Origin of the sequence: Mycobacterium sp., assembly GCF_032159565.1 — a bacterium.
GTDB lineage: Bacteria > Actinomycetota > Actinomycetes > Mycobacteriales > Mycobacteriaceae > Mycobacterium.
Window position 1 is genome coordinate 1 of record NZ_JAVHWR010000172.1, and the last position, 12,504, is coordinate 12,504.

A 12,504-nucleotide genomic window follows, 5' to 3' on the forward strand; every position below is an offset into this window, starting at 1 on the left:
CGACACCTCCCCCACACGGAAAGCTGTAACTGTCGCCGCCGCAGTCGCTTTCCTTGCTAGCAGCCTCTACTCGACCAAGACATTTACGACTATCTGGCAGGACAACCCGGCACAGGCCTACCTGCAGAACGCCCAAGCTGGCCTCGCGAGGGCGCACCAAACGTCGAGCGCTCCGATGCTCGAGCAGGAGGTCGACCCGTTCGTCCTTCAACGCGTTGCCGCGCCCGAAAACATGGCCAGCCACATGTTCGCACTACTTCATGATCGACCCGAATTCGCGAGCACCACAACCCAACTCCGCATGCTCGACAACCGCGGTCACCTGGTCGACGCCAAAGTCACCTGGGTGCGCACCATCGTCAGGGGTCCGGACCCGAAGTGCGGCTACCTCGTCCAGCCCGACTTCCCTGTGCGCATGCCGCTGGACGGCCCGCTGCTCCCGGCCGACTGGACCGCCGAGATCAACTACCTCGCCAACAGCGAGGGTTCGATGACGATGTCGCTCAGCGAAGGGCGGGACACCAAGGTGCCCGTCCATCCCGGGCTCAACCGCGTCTTCGTCCGCCTACCGGGCGCCGGCGACGCCATCAACGTGCGCGCCAACACCGCCGCTCTGTCCGTCTGCGTCGCATCAGGCCCGGTGGGTTACCTGGCGCCCCTGTGATGCCATCGTGAACCCATGACTGATGTGCGCGAAACAGGAATGAACGTCTTCCGAGAACTGCTGCCGGACCTTCAAGGCGAGGCGGGTCTGCCTCGTGGCGGATTCGCCGACGAGCTGCTCGAGATCGGCATCGACAACGTCTTCGGCCGCCTCTGGGGACGCGACGGCCTGAGTCGCCGCGACCGCAGCCTTGTGACGCTTGGCATGCTGATCGCGCTGCGAGCCACCGACGAGCGGGCCGTCCATTTCAAGATCGCCCGCACCAACGGCCTGACCGACGACGAGATCGCGGAGGTCATCTACCACTCCAGCGGCTACGCCGGTTTCCCTGCGGCCGCAACTGCCAACAGGATCGCCGGGGAAGCTCTGAGCGACTGAGACAAACGCGCACTCTCGCCGCCCGCGAGCGCGCACGAAAGGCCGGAAAATGCGGCGTGTCGGTGTGCAAACACGCACGCTCGCGGGCAACTGAGCCACGGGGTAATACAGGCAGGTGAGCCACCTAGGAGAATCGAACTCCTGACCTATTCATTACGAGTGAATCGCTCTACCGACTGAGCTAAGGTGGCGCGCCCGGCGCTGACCGGGCGGCACGAGTCTACGACAGGCCTCGGCGAGCACCCAAGTCAGTTCCGCAGCGCCCGACCCACCGTGGCGACCATCGCGTCGACCGCGAACTTCGGCTTCACGTTGACGGCCAGCGCCTCACGACAGTCCAAGACAGCCTCGATACACCGCAACAATCGATCGGGTGGCACCGCGGCCGCCATCGCCGCCACCTTGTCCGACATGTCCGGGTGATTCGGCTGGATCTCGCCCGCCTGCGCCGACACCAGCAGCGCATCCCGGAAATAGGTCGCGAGGTCGATAAGCGCCCGGTCCAGCGCATCGCGGGACGCCCGTGTCTGACGCGACTTCTGTCTGCGCTCAAGGTCTTTGATCGCGCCCGTGGCACCGCGCAGCGTGCCAGCGGTGCCCTTGCCGGTACCACCTGCACCCAGCGCCGTGCGCAACTCCTCGGTCTCGGCCTCGTTGCGGTCGGCCGTCTGCGCCAACGCTTCGGCCTCCGCTGTGGCCACCAGCTCCTCAGCGGCACCGTAGGCCCGCGACGGCGTCGCCGCATCGCGCGCCAACCCCAACGCGCGCTCCCGTCGCCGCCGCGCCTGCTCGTCGGTGGCAAGCCGCCGCGCGCGCCCCACATGCCCGCCGCTGACCGACGCCGCCCACTTGGCGTCCTCGGCGGGCAGCCCGTCCGAGTCGATCAGCACCTGCGCGATCGCCTCGGAACCCGGCGTAACCAAGGCCACGTGCCTGCAGCGCGACCGCAGGGTGATCGAGATGTCCTCCGGATCCACCGACGGCGCGCACAGCAGGAACACTGTCGACGGTGGCGGCTCCTCTACCGCCTTGAGCAGCGCGTTTCCGGCACGCTCCCCCAGCCTGTCTGCGTCCTCGATGACGACGATCTGCCACCGTCCGGTGCTCGGCCGCCGGGAGGCGATCTGCACGATGTTGCGCATCTCGGTGACGCCGATCGACAGCCCCTCAGGGATGATTCTGCGCACGTCGGCGTGCGTCCCAGCCATCGTCGTGGTGCACGCGCGGCACTCGCCGCAGCCGGGCACGCCATCGGATTCGCACTGCAACGCCGCCGCGAAGCACAGCGCGGCCACCGAGCGCCCCGATCCGGGTGGCCCAGTGATCAGCCAGGCATGTGTCATGGTCCCCGTGGCGTTGGCGTTGTGAGCGGGGTCACGGCGCGCCGCCTGTGCTGCGGCCACCAATTCCGCCTCAACGGCGCCCTGTCCCACCAGACGCGAAAACACACCGGCCATCAGAGGTAACAGTAGTGCTGCGAACCGACACGTCCGTCCCAGTGCGTCCATTCCGGTCTCCCCGGCCCGATACGGTTAACGGGTGACCACGCAGGCCCCACCGATCGGACGAATCAGGGCATTCGTTCGCTGGGTGGCGCGTACGCCATGGCCGGTGTTCACGCTGGGCATGCTGCAGTCCGACATCATCGGCGCGCTGTTCGTGCTGGGCTTTCTCCGGTTCGGGCTACCTCCCGAGGACCGCATCCAGCTTCAGGACCTGCCCGCCTTCAACCTGGCCGTTTTCCTGGGCTTTCTGTTCCTGTCGTTCACGGTCGGCGCCTACGTCAGCCTGAAGCTGCTGATCCCGGTGATGCGCTGGCAGCGCCGCGACAGCCTGCTCGTCGACAGCGACCCGGCCGCCACCGAGCTGGCCCGCACCCGCGCGCTCAAGATGCCGTTCTATCGCTCGCTCATCAGCGTCGTCAACTGGTGCCTGGGGTCCATCGTCTTCATCGTCGCCAGTTGGCCCGTGGCCAGCCATGCAGCACCTGTTGTCGCGGTCGCCACCGCGCTTGGCGCGACCGCAACGGCGATCATCGGCTACCTGCAGTCCGAACGGGTGCTGCGGCCTGTCGCTGTTGCGGCACTACGTGGCGGTGTACCGGAGAACTACCGCGCCGCGGGCGTCATCCTGCGGCAGGTACTGACGTGGGTGCTCTCCACCGGCGTCCCGGTGCTGGCGATCGTGCTGGCACTGGTCGCCAGCAAGTTTCAGATCCTCACCGCGTCCGCCGAGAAGCTGACCACGCCGATCCTGATCATGGCCATCGCCGCACTGCTCGTCGGTTTGGCGGGCACCGTGCTGGTGGCGATGGCCATCGCCGATCCGCTGCGCCAATTGCGCTGGGCGCTGGGTGAAGTTCAGCGCGGCAATTACAACGCGCACATGCAGATCTACGACGCCAGCGAATTGGGCCTGCTGCAAGCCGGATTCAACGACATGGTTCGCGACCTCGCCGAACGACAAAGACTCCGCGACCTTTTCGGTCGCTATGTCGGCGAGGACGTCGCCCGCCGCGCACTCGAACGCGGCACGGAACTCGGCGGTCAGGAACGCGACGTCGCTGTGCTGTTCGTCGACCTGGTCGGCTCGACTCAGCTGGCCTCCAATCGGCCCGCCTCCGAGGTCGTCAGCCTGCTCAACGAGTTCTTCCGCGTCGTCGTCGACACCGTCGCTCGCCACGGCGGCTTCGTCAACAAATTCCAGGGCGATGCTGCACTGGCCATCTTCGGCGCCCCGATCGAGCATCCGGACGCGTCGGGTGCCGCGCTTGCGGCCTCGCGCGAGCTGCACGACGAGCTTCTGAACGTGCTGGGCGACGAAATGGAGTTCGGCATCGGGGTGTCCGCGGGCCGCGCCATCGCCGGCCACATCGGCGCTCAGGCCCGCTTCGAGTACACCGTGATCGGCGACCCGGTCAACGAAGCCGCCCGCCTCACCGAGCTCGCGAAGCTCGAGGAGGGCCACGTGCTGGCATCGGCGATCGCGGTCAGCGGAGCGCTGGACGCCGAGGCGCTGTGCTGGGACGTCGGCGAGATCGTCGAACTCCGCGGCCGTACCGCCCCGACCCAGCTCGCCCGTCCGCTGAACCTCGTCGAGATCCGCCAGACAGAGCCGGAAGAGATGTCCAGCGAGGCTTCCCGCTAGCGAACAGCTAGGACTTCTTGGCAGCCTTCTTCGCGGGCGCCTTCTTCGCCGCCTTTTTGGCGGTCTTTTTCGCCGTCCGCTTGACCGGACCACGTGCGCGCCGGTCGGCCAGCAGCTCGGCGGCCCGCGCGTCGGTGATCGACAGCACGTCGTCGCCCTTGCGCAGGCTGGCGTTGGTCTCACCGTCGGTCACATACGGACCGAAACGGCCGTCCTTGATGACCATCGGCTTACCCGTCGCCGGATCCGCACCCAACTCCCGAAGCGGCGGCGCCGAGGCACCTTGTCCGGCACGGCGTTTGGGCTCGGAGTAGATCTTCAACGCCTCGTCGAGGGTGATGTCGAACATCTGCTCTTCGGTCGTCAGCGAACGAGAGTCGGTGCCGCGCTTCAGGTAAGGCCCGTAGCGCCCGTTCTGCGCGGTGATCTCCTCGCCGGTGTTGGGGTCGGCGCCGACGACGCGTGGCAGCGACAGCAGTCGCAGCGCGTCCTCGAGCGTGACCGTCTCCAGATCCATCGACCGCAGCAGTGAACCGGTGCGCGGCTTGGGGCCCGTCGGCTTCTTGGCCTTCTTGGCAGGCGCGCCGTCGTCGGGCTCGTCCGGTTCGGGAAGCACCTCGGTCACATACGGCCCGTAGCGTCCGTCCCTGGCCAGGATCTCGTGGCCGGTTATTGGGTCTACACCCAGCGATCGGCCTTCCTGCGGTGTGGAGAACAGCTTCTCGGCCAACTCGAGCGTCAACTCATCCGGTGTCAGCGAGTCGTTGAGATTGGCCCGCTGCGGTGTGGGTTCGCCGTCCTCGCCGATGACGGTGCGCTCCAGATAAGGTCCGTTCCTGCCGACACGGACGTAGATCGCGGTTCCCTGCGCATCGTCAAACAGCTTGATGGAGTTGACTTCTCGTGCGTCGATCTCCTCGAGATTGCCGCCGACGAGCTTCTTCAAGCCGCCGGAGCGGGCGATCGAATCAGCCACCCCGTGGTCGCCGCCGAAGTAGAAGTTGTTGAGCCAGTTGGTGCGCTGCTCGTGGCCTGAAGCAATCTCGTCGAGTTCGTCTTCCATCGCGGCCGTGAAGTCGTAGTCGACCAGCCGCCCGAAGTGCTGTTCGAGCAGACCGGTGACGGCGAACGCCACCCACGACGGCACCAGCGCGCTGCCCTTCTTGTGGACGTAGCCGCGGTCCTGGATGGTCTTGATGATCGACGAGTACGTCGACGGCCGGCCGATGCCAAGATCTTCCAGCGACTTGATCAGCGACGCCTCGGTGTACCGGGCGGGCGGTGTCGTGTTGTGACCGTCGGGCGTCAGCTCCTTGGCGTCGACGCGCTGGCCCTGCTGAAGATTCGGCAGCCGGCTTTCGGCGTCGTCGGATTCGCCGCCGGCCAGCTCGTCGATGCTCTCGACGTAGGCCTTCAGGAAGCCGGGGAACGTGATGGTGCGCCCGCTGGCGTTGAAGACGACCTGCTGGCCGTCGGTCGACTGGCCCGAGTCTGTTGTCGCCGGCCGAGCGGCTCCGGAGATGCGCAACGACAGCGTCGTGCCGCGCGCATCGGCCATCTGCGAGGCCACGGTGCGCTGCCAGATCAGCTCGTAGAGGCGGAACTCGTCGGTGTCGAGCTGGCTGTGCAGCTGACCAGGGGTCTGGAACACATCACCGGCGGGCCGGATCGCCTCGTGCGCCTCCTGGGCGTTCTTCACCTTGCGCGTGTACTGGCGCGCCGTGGGGTGCACGTACTCCTCGCCGTACAGCTGGCCGGCCTGGTTGCGGGCGGCGGTGATGGCCGACTCCGAAAGCGTCGTCGAGTCGGTACGCATATAGGTGATGTAGCCGTTCTCGTAGAGCCGCTGCGCGATGCTCATCGTGCGCTCCGATGTGAACCGCAGCTTGCGGCCGGCCTCCTGCTGCAGCGTCGACGTCATGAACGGCGCATAAGGCCTACGGGTGTAAGGCTTTTGCTCAACCGAGGTGACCTCGAGCTGAGCGCCGCGCAGGCCCGTCGCCAACGCCCCGGCACTGGATTCGTCGAGGACTAGCAACTCGTCGGGCTTCTTGAGCTGACCCAGCGAGTCGAAGTCGCGGCCGGTGGCCACCCGCCTGCCGTCGACGGTGTTGAGCTTGGCCATAAAGGTCGGCGGGGACGCCTGCGCGTCGGAGACGCTGGCGTCCAGTTCGGCGGTGACGTCCCAGTAGCCGGCGCTGCGGAACGCCATCCGCTCGCGTTCGCGCTGGACAATGATGCGGGTCGCCACCGACTGGACGCGGCCGGCCGACAGCTTCGGCGCGACCTTTTTCCACAGCACGGGGCTGACCTCGTAGCCGTACAGCCGGTCCAGGATGCGGCGGGTTTCCTGCGCGTCGACCAGGTCGTTGTCCAGGTCCCGCGGATCCTCTGCGGCCGCCCGGATCGCGGGTTCGGTGATCTCGTGGAACACCATCCGCTTGACCGGCACCCTCGGCTTCAGGGTTTGCAGCAGATGCCACGCGATGGCCTCGCCCTCACGGTCGCCGTCAGTGGCCAGATACAGTTCGTCGACGTTCTTGAGCAGGTCTTTCAGCTCGGCGACCGTGGTCTTCTTCTCCGGGCTGATGATGTAGAGAGGCTCGAAGTTGTCCTCGACGTTCACACCGAGGCGCGCCCACGGCTCCGACTTGTACTTCGCAGGCACGTCGGCGGCGTTGCGCGGCAGGTCCCGGATGTGTCCGCGGGACGACTCGACAATGTAGTTGGAGCCCAGGTAACCCGCAATTTTGCGTGCTTTAGTAGGCGACTCGACGATTACGAGTCGCCGCACACCCCCGCTGCGGCCGCTGCCGCGGTCCTCGTCAGCCACCTGTGCTTACGCTCCACTTCATATGTTGCCGTTCGACGCGAATTCATGCGTTCTTGACTATCCGTCGCCGTTGGCACCTGACAATTTCGCACCCCGGACGAGCCGACGCAAACTGGCCCTCCGGGGCCGAGGCCCTAGATTCGGGGCCAGAGCGAGAACGCCTCTACGTCGCCAGGAGGTTCCCCCACATTCTCTACCAGGCGTGATAGCCGTCGGCGACCGCTGATCCGCAGTGCCGGATGCGAGCCTCTGGTGCCGATGAGAGTCGGTGCTATCCCGACCCGCATCAGGGCCGAGGCGAGGGGTGAGTGAGTGTCGGGAGCGTGCGGATCGAGTCCTAATAGATAACGGTCGGCTTCGGGCGTTCCGGCCGCCAGCGTCCACGCCCGCAGCTCGCGCGGGCCGGGCAGCCACTGCGGTGGCACCGTCTTGACCGCTCCCCGCGTCCAGGCGGCGGCGATGCGCAGCAGCCGGCTATCCACCGCGGTGCGGACCAACGGCGTGTTCTCGTCTGTTCGGGCGATCTCGGGCTCGAGACCCGAATCGACGATCATCTCGGCCAGGGCGACCGCACGCCACGGGCCATCCACCACGACAGACAGCCGTGCGCCCTCACCGACCACGACCACCTGGCCGGGCGCGGCGAGCAACCCCGTCAGGTCGGCGACCGCAGGCGGCACCGACTCTGCCGAGAAGAAGGACAGCTGGCTCACGGAGACGACAGTAGGCCAGTACCGCGCTGCCGTGCTGTCGGCGGGGCCGCAGTCGCGCCCAGAAACGAAAACCCCCCGCCGGCCCTCAATGGACTGTGCAGGGGGATTCGTCAGGTTCGATACTTAGATGGACCGAACGCCGGTTGCCTGTGGGCCCTTGGGGCTCTGACCGACCTCGAACTCGACCTTCTGATTCTCTTCGAGAGTCCGGAAGCCGGATCCTTGAATTTCCGTGTAGTGGACAAACACATCGGCGGAGCCGTCCTCGGGAGCGATAAAGCCGAAGCCCTTCTCCGCGTTGAACCACTTCACAGTTCCCTGTGGCATCTTTCGATCTTTCCTTCTCTTCTTACCGGGAGCGGTCCACCGACTTCCGGTGCACCGGGCCCGTTCCGACCGCCATACCAACGCGTGTGTCGCCGGAACTTGACCCGACCTACAACCCTCGCAGGAACCGCGATCGCAACGTCGATCCTGCGAGTGCATATACACGAACACAGAAGCTGCGACCGCCCTTAGTCAATCATGTTCGAAGCTCCAGCGACAGTCTTGTTGCAGCAAGTAGGGAACAATTCATCCACAGGAGGGCCAACGATGTCGGATTTCGGCCGCGAGCTGCTCGCCTGCGCGGTCGAGGGCACCGATCCGGAGGAGAAGCCGCTGCGCCATGTCGCGGACCTGCCGCCGCGGCAGGCGCGACCACGGGCATGGCCGCACTGGGCCGATCCGGATGTGGTGCGGGCGTTCATTGATCGCGGAATCGCTGCACCCTGGTCACACCAATCCGAGGCCGCCGACCTCGCCCACGACGGCCGTCACGTGGTGCTCAGCACCGGCACGGCGTCCGGCAAGTCGCTGGCCTACCAGTTGCCGATCCTGACGGCATTCGCCACCGATCCCCGTGCGCGGGCGTTGTATCTGTCGCCGACCAAGGCCCTTGGCCACGACCAACTGCGCACCGCCCACGCGCTCACCGACGCCGTCAGCAAGCTGGGCACCGTCGCACCGAGCGCGTACGACGGCGACAGCCCCTCCGAGATACGACGATTCGCCCGCGAGCGGTCGCGCTGGATCTTCTCCAATCCCGACATGATCCACCTTTCGATATTGCGCAACCATGCGCGGTGGGCGGTGTTCCTGCGGAACCTGCGCTACATCGTGGTCGATGAATGCCATTACTACCGAGGCGTTTTCGGGTCCAATGTGGCGATGGTGCTGCGTCGTCTGCTGCGGCTGTGCACACGCTATTCGGCGACCCCGACGGTGATCTTCGCCAGTGCGACGACCGCCGCTCCTGCGGCCACGGCATCGGAGTTGATCGGCCAGACGGTGCTCGAAGTGACAGAAGACGGTTCACCGCAGGGTGCGCGCACCGTCGCCTTGTGGGAGCCCGCGCTGCGCACCGACATGGTCGGCGAGAACGGCGCGCCGGTGCGACGTTCTGCCGGCGCGGAGGCGGCGCGGGTAATGGCCGACCTGGTTGCCGAAGGCGCCCGCACACTGACATTCGTCCGATCCCGCCGCGGTGCCGAGCTCACGGCGCTGGGTGCCCGTTCGCGGCTGGAGGAGGTCGCTCCAGAGTTGGCAAGCAAAGTCGCGTCGTATCGTGCCGGCTACCTCGCCGAGGACCGTCGTGAACTGGAGCGCGCGCTGGCCCAGGGCGACCTAAGGGGCCTGGCCAGTACCAATGCACTCGAACTCGGAGTCGACATCGCGGGACTGGATGCTGTCGTGCTCGCAGGCTTCCCCGGGACCGTGACCTCGTTTTGGCAGCAGGCCGGACGATCCGGCAGACGCGGGCAGGGCGCGCTGATTCTCCTGATAGCGCGCGACGACCCACTGGACACCTATCTGGTGCACCATCCGGAGGCGCTGTTGGACAAGCCGATCGAACGGGTGGTGATCGACCCCGGTAATCCCTATGTGTTGGGTCCGCAATTGCTCTGTGCGGCAACGGAGCTGCCGTTGACCGACGCGGAGGTACGCGCATGGGGTGCCGAGGCCGTCGCCGAGACCCTGGTCGACGACGGGCTGTTGCGCCGGCGTCCAAGTGGTTACTTCCCCAGCCCAGGCGTCGACCCCCATCCCGCGGTCGACATCCGCGGCTCCTCCGGGGGCCAGATCGCGATTCTGGAAACCGAAACGGGACGGCTTCTGGGTAGCGCGGACGTCGGCCGTGCGCCTGCCACCGTCCATCCCGGGGCGGTGTATCTGCACCAAGGCGAGTCGTACTTGGTGGACTCGCTCGACTTCGAGGACGGCGTGGCGTTCGTGCACGCCGACGACCCCGGATATACGACGTTCGCGCGAGAGCTCACTGACATCGCGGTGACCGGACCGGGCGAGCGAAACACGTTCGGCCCGATCACCATTGGCCTGGTGCCGGTGTCGGTGAGCAATACGGTGATCGGGTATCTGCGCCGCGAGCGGAACGGCGAGGTGATCGATTTCGTCGAGCTCGAGATGCCGACCCGAACTTTGGATACCAAGGCGGTCATGTGCACGATCACTCCAGAGGCATTGCAGGACAACGGAGTCGAACCGCTGCGCATTCCCGGTGCCCTGCACGCGGCCGAACACGCGGCGATCGGACTTCTTCCGTTGGTTGCCAGTTGCGACCGCGGCGACATCGGCGGGCTGTCCACAGCGGTGGGACCTGTTGCCGGGTTGCCGACGATTTTCGTCTACGACGGTTACCCGGGTGGTGCAGGGTTCGCCGATCGCGGCTTCCAGCAGATCGCTACCTGGTGGGAAGCCACAGCAGCCGCGATCGAGGCTTGCGAATGCCCGCTCGGCTGCCCCTCGTGTGTGCAGTCACCGAAGTGTGGCAACGGAAACGAACCCCTGGACAAGGCGGGCGCCGTTCACGTGCTGAGGATGGTACTGCGCGAGCTGAGGCGTCAGGAATAGGAACACGGGCGACGGCCGACCCCTCGACGGCCGCCCCCGTGGACCAGCTATCGACGGTGCCGGATCGGGCGCGCCGAGCGCCAGACGGTTGGGACGAAACGCTCACAACGCAATTCGTTGTTGTCCCGGTAAGTCAGGCGTAGACGTAAATTACCTCGTGGGAGCCCTTTAGGCAACCTGAGCTCGCATTTTCGGTGCCGTCAAATAAGTGGTCTATACCAAGACGCTACGGATTTCGTTGCCATTTCTCCCTGAGGGTCCGTAAAGCGCAGACCGGTAAGATTTGCCCCATGAGCCACGACTGGCTGCTCGTGGAAACCCTCGGCAGCGAGCCCGTTGTGGTCGCCGATGGCCGTCAAGCCAAAAATCTCATCCCGATCAGCGTTTTTCTGCGGCGAAGTCCGGACCTGATGGCGATTCAGACCGCGATATCCGAATCTGTGCACTCAGGCGAGGCCATGAGCACGATCACGCCGCGGAACGACCGCGTAATCCGTACCGAGCCGGTGGTGATGTCGGATGGCCGGGTGCACGGCGTGCACGTCTGGATCGGGCCGCTGGGCATGGAGCCGCCGGAACGGACGATGCCCGGCGCATTGAAATGGGATCTGACCGCCGGCGTCGCCACCGACACACCGGAGTCGCTCTACAACAGCGGCCGGGACCCGTCGACAGAAGCCACCCATGGCAGGACGTTCGCCGAAGATCTGCCGATGCGCACCCTCAACCCCAACGAGACGAAGGTGCTGTCGATGGCCATCAAGGCCGAACCCGGCATGAAGCTGTGCAGCACGTGGAATGTCACCGACCACAAGGGCGAGACGATCACCGTCGGATTCGTCGCCCGCGCGAATCCGGAAACTCAGGACGACGGTCGCGAGCGACTCATCTGCCGCGCCATGAACTGGCGGGCGCAGTTCGATGGTCCCACACTGCCCCCTGATCACCTCGCGCAGCGAATCCTCGACGGGCTCCCATGTCCCGGTGTGCACCGGGCGTTGGTCGATCCCGTGAACTGGACGCTGCTGAAGTGGCTCGACGAGCCCGCCCCATTCTTCGACTGGCACGCGAGGGAGAACGGCAAGGAGTCGGTCAACCCCGCGGACGCGCTTCAGATGGCGAGGATGGCGCTCGAATACGCCAATGGAGCCACCAGCGGCGTGCTGCGGCTGCGTACCTACGACGGCGGATGGACGCCGGTGCACGTCACCATCAATCGCGTCGAGCTGGAGCCCGATACCTTCGCGGCACTGATGACGCTGCGCGTGCCGACCGACGACGAGCTTGCCGTCATGCAGTTCGCCGAGACCGAAGAAGCCGCTCCGCCGGACAAGAAGTCGCGAAAAGCCAAGAAGCACAAGAAGGACAAGAAGAAGTCCGAGGACGACGACTAACTCGGCCCGTCGACCGGCCCAGCCCGTGCGGCGGCACGCGCCTGCCCGACTCGGATGGTGATCACCACGTCGAGATCGTCGATCACACAGTCGGCCACCTCGCCTTCCATCGCGTGCGCGATCACCGATGCCTGGCCGCAGGCTGATTCGGCACCCCCCGGTAACCGGGCCGCAGCCGCCAACGCGGCGAGATCGGCGGCCGCCTGAGCGCGATGGCGCGCGACGACCGCCGACCCAAGGTAAGAGCCGCCGACGGTGACAGCGAGCAGCACGGCCATCATCGCGACGGCGATCACCGTGGCTGAACCGTGCTCATCCCACAGTCGGTTCGACCACGGCCACCGTGACCGCCCGGATCGCGATGCCCGGCAACAAGATCGAGCGAGCGGTGACAGTCGCGACAACCAACCGGCCTTCTCTGCGGAGGTCGAGGTCGGCGTCGAGGGGAGCGATTGAGTGCACGGC

At 66.2% G+C, this 12,504-nt stretch carries 9 protein-coding genes, 1 tRNA gene and 1 pseudogene; 5 read left to right on the forward strand and 6 right to left on the reverse strand.

The genetic code is table 11. The features are described 5' to 3' along the window. Both QOC76_RS22900 and QOC76_RS22905 read left to right on the forward strand, forming a co-directional pair. A pseudogene (locus QOC76_RS22900) lies at positions 1–664 on the forward strand (hypothetical protein); the annotation flags it as partial. A 15-nt stretch (positions 665–679) separates the two neighbouring features. After that, positions 680–1,042, forward strand: coding sequence for a carboxymuconolactone decarboxylase family protein (locus QOC76_RS22905; RefSeq protein WP_526360704.1), 363 nt, complete (start codon positions 680–682; stop codon positions 1,040–1,042). Positions 1,043–1,160: 118 nt separating this feature from the next. On the opposite strand, the gene QOC76_RS22910 is transcribed toward QOC76_RS22905, so the two are convergent. Both QOC76_RS22910 and QOC76_RS22915 read right to left on the reverse strand, forming a co-directional pair. After that, a tRNA-Thr gene (locus QOC76_RS22910) sits at positions 1,161–1,233 on the reverse strand. A gap of 57 nt (positions 1,234–1,290) precedes the next feature. Next, complete coding sequence (locus QOC76_RS22915) at positions 1,291–2,499, reverse strand: DNA polymerase III subunit delta' (protein ID WP_526360706.1); 1,209 nt, start codon at positions 2,497–2,499, stop codon at positions 1,291–1,293. Positions 2,500–2,581: 82 nt separating this feature from the next. Here QOC76_RS22915 and QOC76_RS22920 point away from each other — a divergent pair, with 82 nt between their 5' ends. Further along, complete coding sequence (locus QOC76_RS22920; protein WP_526360708.1) at positions 2,582–4,189, forward strand: adenylate/guanylate cyclase domain-containing protein; 1,608 nt, start codon at positions 2,582–2,584, stop codon at positions 4,187–4,189. A 7-nt stretch (positions 4,190–4,196) separates the two neighbouring features. On the opposite strand, the gene topA is transcribed toward QOC76_RS22920, so the two are convergent. The 3 genes from topA to cspA all read right to left on the reverse strand — a co-directional run bounded on the left by topA (position 4,197) and on the right by cspA (position 8,062). Beyond that, on the reverse strand, positions 4,197–7,022 hold the full coding sequence (gene topA / locus QOC76_RS22925) for a type I DNA topoisomerase (RefSeq protein WP_526360710.1): 2,826 nt from the start codon (positions 7,020–7,022) through the stop codon (positions 4,197–4,199). Between the two features lie 134 nt (positions 7,023–7,156). Then, on the reverse strand, positions 7,157–7,735 hold the full coding sequence (locus QOC76_RS22930) for a hypothetical protein (RefSeq protein ID WP_526360712.1): 579 nt from the start codon (positions 7,733–7,735) through the stop codon (positions 7,157–7,159). A 123-nt stretch (positions 7,736–7,858) separates the two neighbouring features. Beyond that, positions 7,859–8,062, reverse strand: coding sequence for a cold shock protein CspA (cspA, locus tag QOC76_RS22935; RefSeq protein ID WP_066982775.1), 204 nt, complete (start codon positions 8,060–8,062; stop codon positions 7,859–7,861). Positions 8,063–8,329: 267 nt separating this feature from the next. On the opposite strand from cspA, the gene sftH reads away from it, so the two are divergent. Together sftH and QOC76_RS22945 are read left to right on the forward strand one after the other, a co-directional pair. Next, positions 8,330–10,645 carry a DNA 3'-5' helicase SftH gene (sftH, locus tag QOC76_RS22940; RefSeq protein WP_526360714.1) on the forward strand — a complete coding sequence of 772 codons (2,316 nt, stop codon included), beginning with the start codon at positions 8,330–8,332 and terminating at the stop codon, positions 10,643–10,645. 290 nt (positions 10,646–10,935) lie between these two features. Next, on the forward strand, positions 10,936–12,039 hold the full coding sequence (locus QOC76_RS22945; RefSeq protein ID WP_526360716.1) for a PAS domain-containing protein: 1,104 nt from the start codon (positions 10,936–10,938) through the stop codon (positions 12,037–12,039). Here QOC76_RS22945 and QOC76_RS22950 read toward each other — a convergent pair. After that, complete coding sequence (locus QOC76_RS22950; RefSeq protein WP_526360718.1) at positions 12,036–12,335, reverse strand: Rv3654c family TadE-like protein; 300 nt, start codon at positions 12,333–12,335, stop codon at positions 12,036–12,038. The genes QOC76_RS22945 and QOC76_RS22950 overlap by 4 nt on opposite strands. Positions 12,336–12,504 lie beyond the last annotated feature (169 nt).